This is a genomic window from Xenorhabdus innexi, from assembly GCF_002632485.1.
Taxonomy (GTDB): Bacteria; Pseudomonadota; Gammaproteobacteria; order Enterobacterales; family Enterobacteriaceae; genus Xenorhabdus; species Xenorhabdus innexi.
On the sequence record NZ_NIBU01000028.1, the window covers coordinates 1 to 18,628 of the forward strand.

Annotated in this window: 18 protein-coding genes; 10 read left to right on the forward strand and 8 right to left on the reverse strand. The window is 41.5% G+C overall.

Features of this window, described 5'->3' with window-relative positions; all coding sequences use genetic code 11:
• Positions 1-511 precede the first annotated feature (511 nt).
• The 3 genes from Xinn_RS11925 to Xinn_RS11935 all read right to left on the reverse strand — a co-directional run bounded on the left by Xinn_RS11925 (position 512) and on the right by Xinn_RS11935 (position 2,042).
• Entirely contained in the window at positions 512-910 is a 399-nt protein-coding gene (locus tag Xinn_RS11925; protein ID WP_086953500.1) for a VOC family protein, read from the reverse strand.
• A 140-nt stretch (positions 911-1,050) separates the two neighbouring features.
• The gene (locus tag Xinn_RS11930) at positions 1,051-1,506 is read right to left on the reverse strand and encodes a GNAT family N-acetyltransferase (RefSeq protein WP_086953501.1); all 456 of its coding nucleotides are present in this window, start codon (positions 1,504-1,506) and stop codon (positions 1,051-1,053) included.
• 53 nt (positions 1,507-1,559) lie between these two features.
• Positions 1,560-2,042 (reverse strand): hypothetical protein, encoded by a 483-nt coding sequence (locus Xinn_RS11935; RefSeq protein ID WP_086953502.1) that lies wholly within the window; start codon positions 2,040-2,042, stop codon positions 1,560-1,562.
• Between the two features lie 641 nt (positions 2,043-2,683).
• Here Xinn_RS11935 and Xinn_RS11940 point away from each other — a divergent pair.
• Complete coding sequence (locus Xinn_RS11940) at positions 2,684-3,280, forward strand: glutathione S-transferase family protein (RefSeq protein ID WP_086953503.1); 597 nt, start codon at positions 2,684-2,686, stop codon at positions 3,278-3,280.
• Between the two features lie 143 nt (positions 3,281-3,423).
• The gene (yiaA, locus tag Xinn_RS11945) at positions 3,424-3,885 is read left to right on the forward strand and encodes an inner membrane protein YiaA (protein WP_244590191.1); all 462 of its coding nucleotides are present in this window, start codon (positions 3,424-3,426) and stop codon (positions 3,883-3,885) included.
• A gap of 710 nt (positions 3,886-4,595) precedes the next feature.
• Here the strand turns inward: yiaA and icd are convergent.
• Entirely contained in the window at positions 4,596-5,849 is a 1,254-nt protein-coding gene (gene icd, locus Xinn_RS11950; RefSeq protein WP_086953504.1) for an NADP-dependent isocitrate dehydrogenase, read from the reverse strand.
• 139 nt (positions 5,850-5,988) lie between these two features.
• On the opposite strand from icd, the gene rluE reads away from it, so the two are divergent.
• The 8 genes from rluE to Xinn_RS11990 all read left to right on the forward strand — a co-directional run bounded on the left by rluE (position 5,989) and on the right by Xinn_RS11990 (position 14,096).
• Entirely contained in the window at positions 5,989-6,618 is a 630-nt protein-coding gene (gene rluE / locus Xinn_RS11955; protein ID WP_086953505.1) for a 23S rRNA pseudouridine(2457) synthase RluE, read from the forward strand.
• A complete protein-coding gene (locus Xinn_RS11960) occupies positions 6,611-7,063 on the forward strand; it encodes an NUDIX hydrolase (RefSeq protein ID WP_086956443.1) in 453 nt (150 codons plus the stop codon). The genes rluE and Xinn_RS11960 overlap by 8 nt, the downstream gene beginning before the upstream one ends.
• Before the next feature lie 110 nt (positions 7,064-7,173).
• Entirely contained in the window at positions 7,174-8,277 is a 1,104-nt protein-coding gene (gene mnmA / locus Xinn_RS11965; RefSeq protein ID WP_086953506.1) for a tRNA 2-thiouridine(34) synthase MnmA, read from the forward strand.
• A gap of 2 nt (positions 8,278-8,279) precedes the next feature.
• Positions 8,280-8,906, forward strand: coding sequence for a high frequency lysogenization protein HflD (hflD, locus tag Xinn_RS11970; RefSeq protein ID WP_086953507.1), 627 nt, complete (start codon positions 8,280-8,282; stop codon positions 8,904-8,906).
• Between the two features lie 89 nt (positions 8,907-8,995).
• Entirely contained in the window at positions 8,996-10,366 is a 1,371-nt protein-coding gene (purB, locus tag Xinn_RS11975; RefSeq protein WP_086953508.1) for an adenylosuccinate lyase, read from the forward strand.
• Positions 10,367-10,655: 289 nt separating this feature from the next.
• Positions 10,656-11,327, forward strand: a complete 672-nt coding sequence (phoP, locus tag Xinn_RS11980; protein ID WP_086953509.1) for a two-component system response regulator PhoP — start codon at positions 10,656-10,658, stop codon at positions 11,325-11,327.
• A 1-nt stretch (position 11,328) separates the two neighbouring features.
• Positions 11,329-12,789, forward strand: coding sequence for a two-component system sensor histidine kinase PhoQ (phoQ, locus tag Xinn_RS11985; RefSeq protein WP_086953510.1), 1,461 nt, complete (start codon positions 11,329-11,331; stop codon positions 12,787-12,789).
• 185 nt (positions 12,790-12,974) lie between these two features.
• Positions 12,975-14,096 (forward strand): ribosomal protein uL16 3-hydroxylase, encoded by a 1,122-nt coding sequence (locus tag Xinn_RS11990; protein ID WP_086953511.1) that lies wholly within the window; start codon positions 12,975-12,977, stop codon positions 14,094-14,096.
• 112 nt (positions 14,097-14,208) lie between these two features.
• On the opposite strand, the gene cobB is transcribed toward Xinn_RS11990, so the two are convergent.
• From cobB to lolC, 4 genes are all read right to left on the reverse strand, one after another.
• Positions 14,209-15,030, reverse strand: coding sequence for a Sir2 family NAD+-dependent deacetylase (gene cobB, locus Xinn_RS11995; protein WP_086953512.1), 822 nt, complete (start codon positions 15,028-15,030; stop codon positions 14,209-14,211).
• Between the two features lie 167 nt (positions 15,031-15,197).
• Positions 15,198-16,445 (reverse strand): lipoprotein-releasing ABC transporter permease subunit LolE, encoded by a 1,248-nt coding sequence (lolE, locus tag Xinn_RS12000; protein WP_086953513.1) that lies wholly within the window; start codon positions 16,443-16,445, stop codon positions 15,198-15,200.
• Positions 16,445-17,161 (reverse strand): lipoprotein-releasing ABC transporter ATP-binding protein LolD, encoded by a 717-nt coding sequence (lolD, locus tag Xinn_RS12005; RefSeq protein ID WP_086953514.1) that lies wholly within the window; start codon positions 17,159-17,161, stop codon positions 16,445-16,447. Before lolD ends, lolE begins: the two co-directional genes overlap by 1 nt.
• Entirely contained in the window at positions 17,154-18,356 is a 1,203-nt protein-coding gene (gene lolC / locus Xinn_RS12010) for a lipoprotein-releasing ABC transporter permease subunit LolC (protein ID WP_086953515.1), read from the reverse strand. The genes lolD and lolC overlap by 8 nt, the downstream gene beginning before the upstream one ends.
• Positions 18,357-18,628: the final 272 nt, after the last annotated feature.

The window sequence follows — 18,628 nt, forward strand, 5'->3', positions numbered from 1 at the left end:
ACCTGCTCCAAAAGGCGTGGTCGGAAACGTATTTTTGGCTGGAAAAAGCACAAGAATATTTATGCCAGAACGCGTTCAAAACACCACAAAGAAAATCATGTAAAAACAAAACATTGGATGCGTGTTTTGAAAGGCTTAATTCTTAAGATCCTGTCTATGATTGCCCATAGATCAATCCTATGATCGATAAAAAATAATAAGAGTTATGGTTCAGGCTGTCCTAGCCAAAGCAATACCAGATATAAAAGATCTTAGTAATTAGCTACAGGCTGGCCTGAAAAGATTTATTATTAGCATTGTCATCATATTTTCTCCTTTCAGTCGTTAATTTGGGATTAGTAAATATCTCTATTTAAAACCAACGCATCATACTCCAGATATAATACAGATTGCCAGTAATTTATTTAGTTCACCCTGAATTATTTAAAAATAATACTGGCTAATAATATCAATATATAACCGGAAACATAATTTTATGCTTCCGGACACTGAGATTAATAAAATACAGACTTTAATCAGTCCATTCCTGATTTTGTAGGACAACCCTATAACCATCTATATCTTCAAAAGTTTTTCCAACCACATCCCAATAACCATTATATGATTGAACTATTTCAAAACCCGCATTTACCATGCGCTGACAGCATTGTTCCCAAACACTATTTTCACTAAAGTAAAAAACCAGTAGATTATCTTTTGTGGGGGCTTTCCCAACGACCGTTCCTTGATGGTGCGTAAATTCCAGATGATAGCTGTGTTTTTCATGACCAATAATTGAACCATCAAAACCATCGTGCCCCTGAAATTCACCTAATAGCTTGAACCCTAATCCATTAACATACATCTCTGTAATTTGTTTAAGATTATCAGTGGGTCTGGCTATTCTTAATATTGATGTTCTTGGGATCATTATATTCTCCATGTAATTTACTTTTATTTTTTTAGCTGATGAACATGCTAACTTTAAAACCTCAATTTAACTTTAGGTCAAGCCACATTCACCAAGATATTTTTTAATACACAGGGAATAAAATATTTACTCTTTAAACCTCAATTATTTTTTTGCCAGAAAAACACTAACTCAGGATCATCTTCATCAAGATTTTCTATATAGCCACTACTCCTGAAACCTGCATTTTTTAATAATAATCTCATCGGCTGATTAGATTGATTTGTAGATGCGAATAACTTCGGACAAGAACAAATTGATTTAAGGTAATTAATAAGTTGTAAACCAACCCCCTTCCTTCTGCTATTTTCTCCAACCATAAGCATTTCAATAAAGCCACAATCAAAAAAATCATAATGCAGTACACCATAAGCAATTACTTCACCATCTATATCAACCACATAACAAAACTGCTTCTTAACCCAATTTTTAATTTTCCCTGCACGACGATTATCATACAAAACAACCGGATCGATTCTGGTAAGAATATCGATATCAGGAAGATCAGCAAGCCGGATGCAGAGCGATTTATTTTTCCGAACATGGCTCAGATTCATTATAATACTCCGTTTTTTATCCTCTTCATCTTTCAAGACTGAAAAGTAACTTTTTAAGAACTCACTCTTTTACACCTTCCTAATACCGCATTCACCGGACTAAAAGGATCATTACTACTCAACGTAGCTACTACTCCCGATTGTTTAGTACCTACCAGATAAGAAAAATTTATATTGTCCTTAACAGAATCATAAATAACTTCCTTATTGTTTCTTGAGTCAAGAGCCATATTAACACCAAAGTAACCCCACGAGCCTTCTGGTTTTGCACCAGATGGCATATTAGGGTAAAGGCTGACACCTAAGTATTTTCCGTTTCCATCGGCTCTCACCTTCATCATAATTTTCGGAAAATACCCTCTGGGAAACTCTTTGGGAATTTTGGCTTCCCTGAATATATATGCAGGGTACAAATAACATAAATAGCTACCATCACGGATATCGAGTTTACCATCTTCAATGGAATAAACCCCGCTATCTGCCAGCAAGTAACTTGGAAACAACAATAAAACAGTGGCAATCTTCTTTAACATCATATTACCTCCTGTCTCCTGTCATGATTAGCGTGATTCAAGTATAGCTTTGATACTCAAATAGCACATCACCAAACGCTAACACTATTCTCTATAATTAATACTAAATTACTGTTATAGACTGAAACCAGACAATACTAGAGAGTCTGTATATTTCGCTGGAAACTTATTATTTAGACAAGGTGAATTACAGCAATGATCAAATGCCAGCGGGCATTATAAACCCCCTCGGGGTGCGGAGCTATTACTTCCACCCTATATTAGATACTTACTGCCTGATGACAAGTTCTATCCTATTAAATTTGATAAATTAAAAACCAATAAAACAAAAAAAGAACCTATAACTGATGCCCTCTACAAAAAATACAAAAGGTGGTTTCCAGCCTTATAGTTATTTAACCTCATCTCTCGCTATAAATTAATCATAACTCAGTTCAGCCCACCCACCATCAGAAATAATCTTTACTATTTTTCCACATTGAACCTTTCCGCATCTGGACACGGACGTCCAACCGGAAAAAATCGGATAAGTACGAGCAAAACTGTTTTTAATTACAACCTGTTACAAATACGCTCTTATTTGTATCTCAATTTTAGAGTGTGTATGCTAGTTTTACATTTTCAGTTACGGATCTTTATCTCACATGAAAATATATACCTTCCCTAAAAGTCGCTCATTAAGAGTTTTATGGGCACTAGAAGAGCTTGGCGTATCGTACGATACAGTTAGAGTTGATTTACTTAACGATAATCCTAATGTTACCTCCCCCCACCCTCGGGGAAAAGTCCCTTTTATGGTAGATGGCAATGTATCGGTAGAAGAAACATTAGCGATATGTCTTTATTTATGTGAAAAACACCCTGAAAAAGGTCTTTATTCAACTGATTTAAAAGAAAAATCAAACATCAATTCCTGGCTTAGTTTTGCGCTTACAGACTTAGAATCACCAATCTGGAATTTACTAAAACAACTGATTTTTATCCCCGAAGAAAAACGATCGTCAGAATTAGTTAATTATTTTAGAAAGGAATCCGAGAAAGTGATTAGCCAACTGAAACTTGATAAGGATTTTGAGTGGATTACAGGTAATAACTTTACTTTAGCCGATATATTTATGTCACATATACTTCTTTGGGCTAAATTTTGTAGCATCAGTATAAGTCCCACTATCAACGATTACATTAATAGAGCAACTAATCGTGCATCATATCTAAAGGCTCAAGAGAAAAACAATCAGTAAACTTGCAGAAAAGAGTCCTATCGTTGGTAGGGCTGTTAACAGCATTTATAAGAAATATAAAATCACACCACGTATTTTTTAATTTTAATCACTATGGTATAAGATAGTTTAAATTTAATTGATAAATTATGGAGATGACTTTCGTGAAGGATAGCGCTTCGTTAGACAATAAATCTACAGGATTTAATGCTTTTAACTTAATTTCCTGGATTGCTGTTATTGGTGGTACAGGTGTTTATCTTGCAGGGCTTTGGCGTTCAGATATGCAATTAAATGAAAAAGGATATTATTTTGCAATACTCCTTTTAGGATTATTTTCTTCAATTTCAATACAAAAAACTGTAAGAGATAAAGCTGATAACATACCTACAACACAAGCATATTATATTACCTGTATTATCGCGTTTTTTGCTTCGATAGCATTAATAGTTATTGGTTTGTTTAATGCTGACTTACTACCAAGTGAAAAGGGATTTTATGGGATTGCTTTTTTCTTATGTTTATTCGGCTCTATTTCTGTACAAAAAAACATCAGAGATATGGAACTCACTAAGTCACCAATAAAAAAAGAATTTAATACTAAATCAATCAGTGAAGATGATTAAAGAAAAGGCCAGCGGCCAGCATTAAGCTGGCCGCTGCCTACTGACAAAATAGCACGGCTCTGCCGTAATCCTCTCTAAAATCCATCTGAACGCCTTTCTGGTAGTGCTCCCTGACCTCTTTTTCAATCAGGAATATCATCTCGGTACTATCCAGTATGAAATGAATATGTAGGTACACAGCAGAAACAAAGCTCCAGCATGTGTTATCCGTATTCCATTAACAACTCAGATAACGAGCAAAAAACATTCACTTTAGTTTCAAAGGGTAATAAATTGTTAAGAATTATTCGCTTGTTGTTGAGTGAAGATGGGATTATTAAATCTACCTGTTTTTTGGTAGTAATGATGTAAACGATGTGGAGAATAACTTTGAAAAAACGCCTTCTTCTTTGCCTGTTGGCAAGTTCGGCTCTTTTAGCTTCAATGCAAACCTATGCTAGGGTTTGTTCAGATATGTACGCTCCTGGTAGTCAGACATATAAAGACTGTATACTTGCATGCACATTATATCCAGGCGGGGCTTGTTTATAATGTAAAACCGAGGAGGGCTGGAATTCTCCAACCTCCTCTTTGAATGCAATAACAATAAATTATTATTTGAAGCGTTCAAAACTAGGCTAGTTTTGATGACTTTTTGATAAACATTTCTCACATGAGAATAAAACAACGGGAACTATTAAGCCCCCGTTATTTATCTCAACCAGTCACTATTACATATGTGAAATAATAGCGTCACCGAATTCACTGCATTTCAGCAGCTTAGCCCCTTCCATCAGGCGCTCGAAGTCGTAAGTTACGGTCTTCGCGGCAATCGAACCTTGCATTCCCTTAACGATTAAGTCTGCGGCTTCAAACCAACCCATGTGGCGCAGCATCATCTCAGCGGAGAGGATTACTGAACCTGGGTTTACTTTGTCCTGACCTGCGTATTTGGGTGCAGTGCCGTGTGTTGCTTCAAACAGAGCACACTCATCGCCAATGTTTGCACCCGGTGCAATACCAATACCACCAACTTGTGCTGCCAGAGCATCAGAAATATAGTCACCGTTCAGGTTCATACACGCGATGACATCATATTCAGCCGGACGCAGCAGGATTTGTTGCAGGAACGCGTCTGCAATCACATCTTTGATGATGATATCTTTGCCGGTTTTAGGGTTCTTGATCTTCACCCACGGGCCGCCATCCAGCAGCTCACCGCCAAATTCGGTACGCGCTAACTCATAACCCCAGTCTTTAAAAGCACCTTCAGTAAACTTCATGATGTTGCCTTTATGCACCAGAGTCACTGATTCACGATCGTTATCAATGGCATATTCAATCGCAGAACGCACCAGACGCTTAGTACCCTCTTCCGAGCATGGTTTTACGCCAATACCACACTGTTGAGGAAAACGGATTTTAGAAACACCCATTTCATCCTGTAGGAATTTAATTACCTTATCGGCTTCCGCAGACCCGGCTTTCCACTCAATGCCCGCATAAATATCTTCCGCATTTTCACGGAAAATCACCATGTCAGTTAATTCAGGGTGTTTTACAGGACTCGGGGTTCCCTGATAGTAACGTACCGGACGCAGACAGACATACAAATCCAGCTGTTGACGAAGGGCCACATTCAGAGAGCGGATGCCACCGCCAACAGGTGTTGTCAGAGGGCCTTTAATGGCAACTCGATATTCACGGATCAAATCAAGCGTCTCTTCCGGCAACCAGACATCTTTACCGTAAACCTGTGTCGATTTTTCACCCGTATAAATCTCCATCCAGGAAATTTTGCGCTCACCGCTATATGCTTTCTGAACCGCAGCATCAACAACTTTAAGCATGACCGGCGTTACATCAACACCAATCCCATCCCCTTCGATATAAGGGATTACCGGGTTATTCGGAACATTTAATTTACCTTTGGTATCAATAGTAATTTTTTTACCTTCCGCCGGAACAACTACTTTGCTTTCCATTAACCTCTCCTTTCAAGTAAGCGCAATGCCTTGTTAATTTTTTGTAAGGGACGTGTCAATATTACTTGAATATTCTGCAAACGCCAATGACGCAGATTTCAGGTATAATATTGCCCTTCACTTTGTGCAATAACTTATCATGACAAATTTCTCTTTTAAAAAACGAAGACTTAATCGATTCAGTCAAAGAAAAAATAACAATACCGCCAACAAAATGACGGGCCCGCACCGGTTATTGATATTTAATAAGCCTTACGATGTTCTTCCCCAGTTCACAGACGACATGGGAAGAACAACTTTAAAGCATTTTATTCCTTTCAGTGATGTTTATGCCGCTGGTCGGCTGGATCGGGATAGTGAAGGGTTGCTGGTTCTGACTAATGATGGAAAGTTACAGGCCAAATTAACACAGCCCAACAAGAAAACAGCCAAAGTCTATTATGTTCAGGTAGAAGGAATACCGGATGAAGTTGCACTAAGCAAGCTTCGTAATGGTATTACCCTGAAAGATGGCCCAACCCTGCCTGCCGGAGCAGAATTAGTCGAGGAACCAGCGTGGCTTTGGGAGCGTACTCCGCCAATCAGGGAGCGAAAAACCATTCCGGTCAGTTGGTTGAAAATTACTCTTTTTGAAGGTCGCAACCGTCAGGTCCGCAGAATGACCGCCCATGTTGGTTTTCCAACATTACGACTTATCCGGTTTAGTATGGGTTCATTACAGTTAGGGGATCTGTCCCCCGGAGAATGGAGAGAAATTGATTGTGTTTAGTCCACATATCACTGTTGCCTGCTTAGTACATGCCAACAATCAATTTTTGGTTGTTGAGGAGTTTATTGATGGTAAACCTCGCTGGAACCAACCTGCCGGTCACCTTGAAGCTAACGAAACATTACTGGAAGCGGCTGAACGGGAATTATGGGAAGAAACAGGAATTCGAGCTAAACCACAAGGATTACTGAAGTTACACCAGTGGATCGCCCCGGATGGAACCCCTTTTATCCGCTTTCTGTTTCTGGTTGAATTAGAGAAAACGCTGGATACTGTACCTCAAGATAGTGATATCCACTGCTGCCATTGGCTGAGTGCAGAAGAAATCATTAACAGCCGGCAACTACGCTCACCTTTAGTTGCTGAAAGTATCCGTAATTATTTGGAAAATCAGGTTTATCCCTTATCAATACTGGATAGTTATGGCCCACCTTTCATCAAATAATTTTTTATTAAATGAAACGCAAATCACAAGAGTATGAAGACGTTTGGTGCACCTTGCCTGTCAACATGCTAAAGTATTGCGTTTCTTTTTTTCCGCAGTGAGATATGCCCATGTCAGATAACAGCCAGAAAAAAGTCATCGTCGGAATGTCCGGTGGTGTTGATTCATCCGTTTCCGCTTACCTGCTACAACAACAAGGTTATCAGGTAGCTGGCCTGTTTATGAAAAACTGGGAAGAAGATGACGATGAAGAGTACTGTTCAGCCGCAGATGATCTGAAGGATGCTCAGGAAGTATGTGACAAGCTGGGTATTGAATTATATACCATTAATTTTGCAGCCGAGTATTGGGATAATGTATTTGAGCTTTTCCTTGCTGAATATAAGGCGGGCAGAACACCAAACCCGGACATTCTCTGTAACAAAGAAATTAAGTTCAAAGCATTTTTAGAATTTGCGGCTGAAGACTTAGGCGCTGATTACATTGCAACCGGTCATTATGTCCGTCGTCGGGATGTGGATGGTGTCAGCCAGTTGCTTCGTGGTCTTGATGGCAATAAAGATCAAAGTTACTTCTTATATACTCTGAGCCATCAGCAGGTTGCAAAAAGTTTATTCCCTGTCGGAGAGCTGGAAAAATCTGAAGTTCGCCGCATCGCCGAAGAAATTGGTCTGGTGACAGCGAAGAAAAAAGATTCTACCGGTATCTGTTTTATTGGTGAACGTAAGTTCCGTGATTTTCTGGGGCGCTATCTGCCAGCCCAGCCCGGCCCGATTGTTACCGTTGACGGGCAAACTATCGGGCAACACTCCGGCCTGATGTACCACACACTTGGTCAGCGAAAAGGGTTAGGTATCGGAGGGACTAAATCCGGTAATGAAGATCCCTGGTATGTTGTTGATAAAGATGTTGCGAATAACACACTGGTTGTTGCACAGGGTCATGAGCATCCCCGCCTGATGTCTGTCGGTTTAATTGCACAACAACTGCATTGGGTTGATCGCCAATCACTGAAAACAGAAATCCGCTGCATGGTCAAAACACGCTATCGTCAGCAGGATATTCCTTGCACAGTCATTCCTTTGAGTGAAGATAAAATTGAGGTTCGTTTTGATAGCCCCGTTGCCGCTGTCACTCCCGGTCAATCAGCCGTATTTTATCAAGGCGAAATTTGTCTCGGCGGTGGCGTGATCGAACAACGCATACAGGAGTAATTGTGGCGAAAAATTATTACGACATTACATTAGCACTGGCAGGTATCTGCCAGTCAGCACGTCTGGTACAACAACTGGCTCATGAAGGGCAATGTGATGCCGATGCTTTTGAGGCAACTCTCAATAGTGTTCTGAATATGAATCCGACATCAACTCTGGATGTCTTTGGCAATGAAGCAGGTAACCTGCGTACCGGCCTTGATGCTGTTATGGGGATGCTTAATGGTACAAATAGCGGACTTTCCGCAGAGCTTACCCGCTATACTTTAAGCCTGATGGCACTGGAGCGACGCCTCAGTAAGAATCCGGCAGCAGCAGATGAACTGTCTAAACGCATAAGCCAGTTGGAACGTCAGCAGGCTTATTTTGAACCTATGTCTGAGGGAATGCTCAATTCTCTTGCCGGTATTTATGTTGATGTGATTAGCCCGCTGGGGCCTCGTATCCAAGTTACAGGTTCACCGGATATTCTGCGCAATACATTGGTGCAGGCAAAAGTCCGTGCGGCATTACTGGCAGGTATTCGCAGCACCGTATTGTGGCAACAAGTTGGTGGTAGCCGCCTGCAATTTATGTTTTCCCGACAAAGACTGGTTCGGCAGGCAAAAGACATTCTTGCGCGTTGTTAATTGAATAACGCGTTATTAATTGAATAACGCGTTATTAATTGAATTAATTGTTAAATAAATCGTTAAATAAAATCCGGGAGTTTCTACCAATGGAATTATCCTCACTGACTGCTGTTTCTCCGATTGATGGCCGTTACGGCGATAAAGTTAGCGCACTGCGCGCTATTTTTAGTGAGTTCGGCTTACTGAAATTCCGCGTGCAAGTTGAAGTACGTTGGCTGCAAAAATTGGCCGCCACAGCAGAAATCACAGAAGTTCCTGCTTTTGATGAAAACGCAAACGCTTACCTGAATGAAATTGTTGCAAATTTCAATGAGCAGGATGCATTACGCATTAAAGAAATTGAGCGTACCACTAACCATGATGTTAAGGCCGTCGAATATTTTCTGAAAGAAAAAGTCGCCCATATTCCTGCCTTACATCAGGTTGCTGAGTTTATCCATTTTGCCTGCACTTCCGAGGACATCAATAACCTGTCACATGCATTGATGCTTAAAACTGCCCGTGAGGAAGTGCTGAAGCCACAATGGCGTCAGTTAATCGACACCATTAAACGTATGGCTCATGAATATCGTGAACTGCCTTTGCTGTCACGTACACACGGGCAACCAGCGACACCTTCAACGGTAGGGAAAGAGTTTGCTAATGTCGCTTACCGTATGGAGCGCCAGTTCCGTCAGCTTGGTCAAATTGAAATTCTGGGTAAGATCAACGGTGCAGTTGGTAACTACAATGCCCATCTGTCAGCCTATCCTCATGTTAACTGGCCTCAGTTCAGCGAATCATTTGTGACTTCACTGGGTATTCAATGGAATCCATATACCACCCAGATCGAGCCACATGATTACATTGCAGAACTGTTTGATTGTATCGCTCGTTTCAATACTATCCTGATTGATTTTGACCGTGATATCTGGGGTTATATCGCTCTTAACCACTTCAAACAGAAAACAGTTGCGGGTGAGATTGGCTCATCAACCATGCCACATAAAGTTAATCCGATTGATTTTGAAAATTCTGAAGGAAACTTAGGGCTGGCAAATGCAGTTTTCGGTCATCTTGCCAGTAAACTGCCTGTTTCCCGCTGGCAACGTGACCTGACTGACTCAACGGTATTACGTAATCTGGGTGTTGGTCTGGGATATGCGTTAATTGCATACCAATCAACAATGAAAGGCCTGAATAAACTGGAAGTAAACGAGAAACATTTATTAGGCGAACTGGATCAAAACTGGGAAGTACTGGCTGAGCCTATTCAAACAGTTATGCGCCGTTATGGTATTGAGAAGCCTTATGAAAAATTAAAAGAGCTTACTCGTGGTAAACGTGTTGATGCAGAAGGAATGAAAAACTTCATTGATGGTCTTGAACTTCCAGAAGAAGAAAAAACTCGTCTGAAGTTAATGACTCCTGCAAATTATATCGGTTACGCTGAATTACTGGTTGATGAATTAAAATAAAACGATTTTATTTATATATAGTGAACGGGAATTTCCCGTTCACATATTGTGAAACAAATTAACCTTATATGAAATATAAATAAATCGCAAAGTTATATACTATTTTCGGTTTATCTTATTGTTTTTAGCAATTCATTCATTAACATACCAACAATAGACTAAATAGTTACTATACTTGGTTTAATCATAACAACATATCTATAATTTACTTAAATCCATTCATAAAGTTGACTATCTAGCTATTTAAGATTTATTTGATAAATTTTACTGGTTAGCATAAGGAACCATTATGCGAATATTAATAGTTGAAGATAATGCGTTGCTTCGTCATCATTTAAAAGTACAGCTTCGAGATATTGGCCATCAGGTGGATGCGGCTGAAGACTCAAAAGAAGCTGATTATTACCTGAAAGAGAATCATCCTGATGTTGCAATCATTGATCTGGGGTTACCGGGGGAAGATGGTTTAAGCCTAATTAAACGCTGGCGCAGCGATCATATAAATATTCCCATACTCATTCTTACTGCCCGTGAAAGCTGGCAGGAAAAAGTCACGGTATTAAATGCCGGTGCAGATGACTATGTAACGAAGCCTTTCCAACTGGAGGAAATTAATGCACGTATACAAGCATTAATGCGTCGTAATAGTGGGTTGGCATCTCAAGTTGCGGAATTACCACCTTTTCTGATTGATCTTTCACGTAAAGAGTTTTCGGTTAATGGTAAAAAAATAAAATTAACAGCTTTCGAATATACGATTATTGAAACTCTGATGCGTAATAATGGCAAAGTGGTCAGTAAGGAATTATTAATGAGGCAGTTATATCCTGACGCTGAATTACGTGAAAGCCATACAATTGATGTATTAATGGGACGTTTGAGAAAAAAAATACTGCATGAATGGCCTGACGAAGTGATTGTCACAGTCCGTGGCCAGGGCTACCGCTTTGATGTGAAATAAAATGTTTGATTTTCTGAGAACTCATCTCTTCTCCCTGAGAGCACGATTTCTTATGGCGGCGACAGTCATTATTCTCGTGTTGACTCTACCCTATGGGATAGTCGCAATTGTTGGCTATTTAATGCGTCTTGATAATGACACTTATGCAATGCTCAGTAGTCAGAGTAATTTATTTTATTCTCTTGCCAGCTGGAAAAAAAATAAATTATTTATCAACCTTCCTGATAATTTTCATATGGAAAATCACTCATTAACACTGATCTATAACAATAAAAACGATATACTCTGGCGTCAAAATCATGTGCCAGCCCTTGAAAAAAAAATTTCCCCTGACTGGCTGAAAAAAAATGGCTTATATGAATTAGAAACTTATTATCCCTATATAAATCCTGCTCTGTATTCTGAATCACAGAGTCAACATCCGGTTAATAATAAAACTGATACCAGTCACGAGACCGATAAGAGGCTTCTGATTTATTCTGTAGTTGTCAATATTTACCCGGCAACAGATAAGCTACCAGCAATAACCATTGTAGTTATCAATACCCTACCTCAAAATATTCAGCCGTCAGAAAAAATCTGGGAATGGTTTGGATATGTTTTGATTGCCAACCTGTTCCTCATCATTCCATTAATCTGGCTCGCTGCGGACTGGAGTTTACGACCCATTAAAGCATTAATCACTCAGATACGGTCTCTGGAAAAAGGTGAGCGGCAAGAGTTAGATGAAAACCCACCAGCCGAGTTAAAAGGCCTGATTAAAAACCTGAATGCGTTACTGGATAATGAGCGTCAACGTTATAAAAAGTACCGGACAACATTATCAGACCTGACACATAGCCTGAAAACCCCTCTGGCTGTACTTCAGTCCACATTACGCTCGCTGCGTTCAAATAAACAGATGACCATAAAGCAAGCTGAACCGATCATGCTTGAACAGATTGACCGGATTTCTCAACAAATCGGCTACTATTTACACCGAGCTAATATATACAATGACCACAATCTTATACTGAAAAAAATTTTTTCCGTGCCAACTCTGCTTGATAGCCTTGTCAGCGCACTGACTAAAGTTTATCAGCATAAAGGTATCAATGTTACCTTGGATATTTCTCCTGAATTAACCTGGTTAGGTGAAAAAAATGATTTTCTGGAAGTAATGGGGAATATTCTGGAAAATGCCTGTAAATATTGTCTGGAATTTGTTCAGGTTTCAGCCCTGATGGATGAAAACTCCCTCACCATCATTGTTGATGATGACGGCCCCGGCATTCCCCCTAATAAACGTCATATCGTTTTCGAACGTGGATTAAGAGCCGATACACTGCGCCCCGGACAAGGGTTGGGATTGTCGATCGCCTCAGAAATTGTGGCGCAATATGATGGTGATATCAGCATTGACGATAGCCATCTGGGAGGTGCAAAAATAAGTGTGACCTTCCGCAAGCAGCAAGTTACCTGAAATCTGCGTTAACAGCGTTTCTCCCCTCTTTTGGATGTCAAAATGACGGCAGCTTAACCAGTGGCCGGGATACTCGTAATGAATACAGAATGGGAGCGGCCTCGAAATATTTCATCCGAATCTGATAACTCTATTGACTATCCGTTATAATGGCCGGAAATTCTCTTGTCACTCAGGATATCACCATGAATTATCAGCTGAATCTGGATTGGCAGGCGTTCTTGCAGAATCACTGGCAAAAACGCCCGCTGCTAATCAAACAGGGTTTCCAGCAATTTACCGACCCACTTTCTCCCGATGAGCTGGCGGGATTGGCGATGGAAAATGAAATTGACAGCCGCTTAGTCAGCCAAAAAAAAGAGCGTTGGGAAGTTTCTCATGGGCCATTTGAAAGTTATGATCATTTAGGCGACCAGAACTGGTCGTTACTTGTACAGGCCGTTAATCACTGGCATCATCCCTCTTCTGCCCTCATGAAGCCATTCCGTGTCCTTTCAGACTGGAGAATGGATGATTTGATGGTTTCTTTTTCCGTTCCGGGTGGTGGTGTCGGCCCGCATCTTGATCAATATGATGTTTTTATCATTCAAGGTCAGGGGCGCAGACGCTGGCGTGTGGGCGACAAGATCCCGATGAAACAACATTGTCCTCATCCTGACTTATTACAGGTTGAGCCCTTCGAAGCCATTATTGATGAAGAAATGCTACCGGGAGATATTCTCTATATTCCACCCGGATTTCCGCATGAAGGATATGCCATTGAACAATCACTGAATTATTCAGTAGGTTTCCGTGCTCCGAATGCACGTGAATTGTTCAGTGGTTTTGCCGATTATGTTCTGGCAAATGAATTAGGAAGCCATCGTTACAGTGACCCTGATTTGGCATTCCGTGATAACCCTGCACTCATTCAGACAAACGAGCTTACCACTCTGCGCACCATGATGCAGAATTTGCTGGAACAACCGGAAACTTTCCAGAACTGGTTTGGTGAATTTATTTCTCAGTCACGCCATGAGCTGGATATCGCGCCACCAGAACCACCTTATGAAAGTGATGAAATCTATGATCTACTCAAACAGGGTGAAAGCCTGAATCGTTTGAATGGACTACGTGCTTTACGTGTGGGTGATCAATGCTTCGTTAATGGTGAACTGATGGAAACATCTCATTTGCAGGCAGCTGATGCACTTTGTCAGTATGATGCTGTTAATGCGGCTATTCTGGGCGATGCTATTGATGATGTCCGGTTTATCAGCCTGCTTACCGCGCTGGTGAACAGCGGTTATTGGTATTTTAATGATTAACCACCACGCAGATAAATAGAATAGGTCCTAAGTCATATTCAGGCGCCTGAATATTTGCCCCAGCCACATAACTAACAAGTCGCATGACTGCAAAGTAACTGGGGCAGATATATCATTCAGACACCTGATGAAGTAATGACTGGACATATTGCGTAACTATTTGGCTGGCATTGCCGTAATGCTTTTCATCGAACATACTCTCAACCTGACTGGGTTCCAGATTAAGTTCTACAGTATGCGCTCCCGATAATTTCGCTTCATGCACAAACCCCGCCGCAGGATACACATGACCGGAAGTGCCAATGGCGATAAAAATATCCGCCTCAGATAAAGCAGAATAAATTTGCTCCATCCCTAACGGCATTTCACCGAACCACACGACATGAGGGCGCAGTAACGAAGGAAACTGACAACAATGACAGCGATCATCCATCGTCAGTTTGGAGGTCCACTCGATAACCTGCCCAGACTGACAACAACGAACCTTCAGCAGTTCACCGTGCATATGAACAACACGCTGACTTCCTGCACGCTCATGCAAATTATCAATATTCTGTGTGACTAACAGAAAATTATCGCCAATTTTTTGCTCAAGCTCTGCCAAAGCATAGTGTGCAGCGTTAGGCTTAATTTCCGCCAGCTGTAGCTGCTCTCTTCGCGCATTATAAAATTCCTGAACTAACTCGGGATCACGTTTGAATCCTTCCGGTGTCGCAATATCTTCAACACGATGCTCTTCCCATAGCCCATCGGAAGAACGAAACGTTCTGATACCTGATTCAGCGGAAATACCCGCTCCGGTCAGAACTACCACATGGGGTTTCTTTATTTTATTTGCCACACGGATATCCCTGTAAAAAATTTGTCGATGGAACCTCTGACTCCGTAGTCGCCTACTCTTACAGAATTTACTGAGCCGATGAATAAAACGCATATAACCTCTCCTTAGAATAATCCTTTTTACTCGTCGTATTTCAAACTGCCTCTTTTCTGACTGCGTTCACTAACCACTATTTCATTCATAGTGTGTGGCTCATCGTTTCTGCTCAGTTCACTCCGTAAGATAGCGCGCTTAAGTAATATAGTGAATACACTGGGCTATCATTGACCACTCAAAATCCGCGCTGGATCAAGTTTACTGGCCCGACGAGCCGGATACCAACTGGCCAACAAGCTCAGGAGCAGTGCCGTTAACAAAACATAGAAAATATCCATGATGTGTAATTCTGACGGCAGAAAGTCAATAAAATAGATATCACCGGAAAGGAATTGATGCCCGGACAGCCTCTCTATCCATTTAATGATAGCTGTCAAATTAAGCGCCATGAAAATTCCGACAATAGCGCCGATAATACTGCCAACCATTCCTGTCAGTAATCCATACCACAAGAAAATTGACCGGATATGACCATCTTTTGCCCCCAGAGTACGCAGAATAGCAATATCACTGCTTTTATCTTTAACTGCCATAATCAGTGTTGAAACGATATTAAAACAGGCGACTCCAATGACTAAAATCATGGCTAAGTACATGATACCCCGTATCATCTGGATATCGTTGTACATATAACCGTAATCTTTCAGCCACGTACTGATATAGACATACCTGCCCGTTGCATTACCGGCAGCTATAACCCGCTTTTCTGCGGCAAAGACATTGTCTGCTTTAATAGCAACGCCGGTAATCGCATTGCCATAATCCAGATACTGTTGTGCATCAGATAGCGGAACGAGAGCCAGACGGTGATCTAACAAGCCACTTAACTGAAAAATTCCGGTAACTTGCAAACGTATCCGCTTAGGCTGCAATAATTTCAGGCTTGGGTCGCTGTTTGGGATCATAACGGTCAGCCAATCACCTTTTTTCACATTCAGTGAATTTGCTACTCCCTGCCCCAGAATTACCTGATTTTCCCCGGCCTGAAATGTTTGCCACGCGTCGCCACGGACAAACTTAGACAAAGTGCTGACGTCAGCTTCAGTCACAGGATCAACACCGCGAACCTGAACAGCATGAAGTTTATCTCCCCGCTCCATCAGACCGGTAAACTCAATATAAGGAGATGCTCCTGCAATACCCGGCGTTTGTCTGATTTCTTTTAGCGCCGATTCCCAGTGCTGAAAAGGTTGTTCTACAGTATAAATCTGCCCATGAGGGACCACAGAAAGTATCCGGTTTTTCAGTTCACGCTCAAAACCATTCATCGCGCTCAGACCAATGATCAGCACCGCAACACCAAGCATAATCCCCAGTGTTGAAATAACTGAAACCAGAGAAACCATTCCGGCACGGCGACGTCCCTGACTGAAGCGTATTGCAGTAAGTAATGCAAGAGGCAGATTTGCCATTACACCCCTCCCGTCAGGGTTAATTCATCCTGTAAATATCCATCACGCATTTCTACCTGACGCGCCAGTCTGTCAGCTAGTTTCAGATCGTGAGTCACTACCAAAAATGCCGTGCCCTGCTGTTGGTTCAATGCCTGCAAAAGTTCAAAAATACTATCAGCATTACGTTGATCAAGATTGCCTGTCGGCTCATCCGCCAGTACCAATGATGGTTCATTTACCAGAGCACGAGCGATAGCAACCCGCTGGCGCTCTCCCCCTGATAATTCAGAAGGTCGATGGTGTGCCCGGTTTTCCAGCCCGACTGCGGCCAGCATATCCCGCGCTTTTTTTTCAGCTTGCTTCTTCCCGCCAAGCAGCCTTTTACTGCCAATCAATAGCGGCATAGCAACATTTTCCAGTGCATTAAAATCCGGCAGTAGATGGTGAAACTGGTAAATAAAACCAATTTCCCTGTTCCGCAATTCTGCCCGACCGGAAGCAGACATGCTGTTAAGTGATTCCCCTTTGAAAATCACTTCACCGGCAGTGGGTGAATCCAACCCTCCCAATAAATGTAAAAGGGTACTCTTACCCGAACCGGAACTGCCGACAATCGCCATCATTTCGCCTTGCTGCATAGAGAATGTGACGTTTTTTAATACCTCGGTAGAAACCTTCCCTTCCTGATATTTTTTATACAAGTGATGGCATAGCAATAAAGGTTGATTACTCATAACGTAAAGCCTCAGCAGGTTGAGTGGCAGCAGCGCGCCAGGAAGGATATAACGTGGATAATAGAGAAATTAGCATGGCACTGATGGCAATTATCGCCACCTGAGCAGGTTCAATGGCAACAGGTAACTGAATACCTTCGGTCAGAAGGCCGATAACGGGCATTAAGTTATTTAACTGACTGGAAAGCAGTATTCCCAACCCCGTCCCCAATAAAGCACCAATAATTCCGGCTCCGGCTCCCTGAATCATGAAAATAGTCATAACTTGCCTACGGGTTAACCCCTGTGTCTGCAAAATAGCGATTTCACCCTGCTTTTCCATCACTAATAAAGAAAGAGAAGTGATAATGTTAAACGCAGCAACTGCAATGATCAGGCTAAGCAGTAACCCCATCATATTTTTCTCCATACGTACAGCCTGAAAAAACTCCCCCTTGCGTTCACGCCAGTCTTTCCAGACTAAACCTTTCGGAAGCGGTTGCTGACTTAATTCATCTACCTTTAATGGTTCACTGAGGAACAAACGCCAGCCAGTAATATTGTTAATGGGATAACGTAAAAGGCGGGCTGCATCCTGCTGATTGACCAACATCTCAGTGTCATCAACTTCGCTGTTAGCCAAAAATGTTCCGGCGACGGTAAATAAACGCTGGCTGGGTATCCTGCCCATTGGAGTAAGCTGGCTGGCACTCGGAACGATAATGCGGATCTGATCACCCCGCCTGACTCCCAGTCTTGATGCCAACTGTTCACCTAAAATCACAAAATAACGGCCGGGTTGTAACTGGCTTGTATCAACATTAACGGTATATTCCGCCAATGGAGTATATTCATCCGGCTTAATGCCCAACATCACACCGACACCCACATTATGGGCGCTTTGCAGTACAACATCTCCCTGAACAATCGGCTCAATGCGGGTCACATCTTTTAAGCCAGAGAGCTGACTGCTCGGATGCTCAACAGGATTAATCGAGGCATTTTCTGAAGTGATAATGACATGAGGCATAAAGCCCAGAATACTGGCTTCTAATGAACGTTCGAAACCGTTCATTACTGACAACACGGTAATTAATGCCGCCACCCCTAAAGTAATACCAATGGCTGAAAGCCAGGAAACAAAACGGCCAAACTTATCAACCGCCCGTCCGCGCATGTAGCGCAATCCGATAAATAATGAAACAGACTGAAACATAGGAACCGCCGTATCAAAGAGGGTTAGTTGAATATATTAAATCAATAAAAAAAATCATATTTTATCTCTGTTTTTGCATAGGTATTTTATACGAAATTCAATCGGTCCCATTTGCTGATTACATGTTATCACCGTTTAATTCAGTTTTAATTAGCTACTGTTAAATTGAAGATAAAAAAACCTGTTCATTAACGCAAACTAATATGTCGCATCATTCCAGACGCAAATCTGCTATTCAGCAGTTGCCAAAGTAAAGTGTTCGGGGATAATAA

Coding starts and splice junctions, on each gene's coding strand:
- Xinn_RS11925 (WP_086953500.1), bottom strand. CDS start 910: ATGATCCCAAGAACATCAATATTAAGAATAGCCAGACCCACTGATAAT.
- Xinn_RS11930 (WP_086953501.1), bottom strand. CDS start 1,506: ATGAATCTGAGCCATGTTCGGAAAAATAAATCGCTCTGCATCCGGCTT.
- Xinn_RS11935 (WP_086953502.1), bottom strand. CDS start 2,042: ATGATGTTAAAGAAGATTGCCACTGTTTTATTGTTGTTTCCAAGTTAC.
- Xinn_RS11940 (WP_086953503.1), top strand. CDS start 2,684: ATGAAAATATATACCTTCCCTAAAAGTCGCTCATTAAGAGTTTTATGG.
- icd (WP_086953504.1), bottom strand. CDS start 5,849: ATGGAAAGCAAAGTAGTTGTTCCGGCGGAAGGTAAAAAAATTACTATT.
- rluE (WP_086953505.1), top strand. CDS start 5,989: ATGACAAATTTCTCTTTTAAAAAACGAAGACTTAATCGATTCAGTCAA.
- mnmA (WP_086953506.1), top strand. CDS start 7,174: ATGTCAGATAACAGCCAGAAAAAAGTCATCGTCGGAATGTCCGGTGGT.
- purB (WP_086953508.1), top strand. CDS start 8,996: ATGGAATTATCCTCACTGACTGCTGTTTCTCCGATTGATGGCCGTTAC.
- phoP (WP_086953509.1), top strand. CDS start 10,656: ATGCGAATATTAATAGTTGAAGATAATGCGTTGCTTCGTCATCATTTA.
- phoQ (WP_086953510.1), top strand. CDS start 11,329: ATGTTTGATTTTCTGAGAACTCATCTCTTCTCCCTGAGAGCACGATTT.
- Xinn_RS11990 (WP_086953511.1), top strand. CDS start 12,975: ATGAATTATCAGCTGAATCTGGATTGGCAGGCGTTCTTGCAGAATCAC.
- cobB (WP_086953512.1), bottom strand. CDS start 15,030: ATGCGTTTTATTCATCGGCTCAGTAAATTCTGTAAGAGTAGGCGACTA.
- lolE (WP_086953513.1), bottom strand. CDS start 16,445: ATGGCAAATCTGCCTCTTGCATTACTTACTGCAATACGCTTCAGTCAG.
- lolD (WP_086953514.1), bottom strand. CDS start 17,161: ATGAGTAATCAACCTTTATTGCTATGCCATCACTTGTATAAAAAATAT.
- lolC (WP_086953515.1), bottom strand. CDS start 18,356: ATGTTTCAGTCTGTTTCATTATTTATCGGATTGCGCTACATGCGCGGA.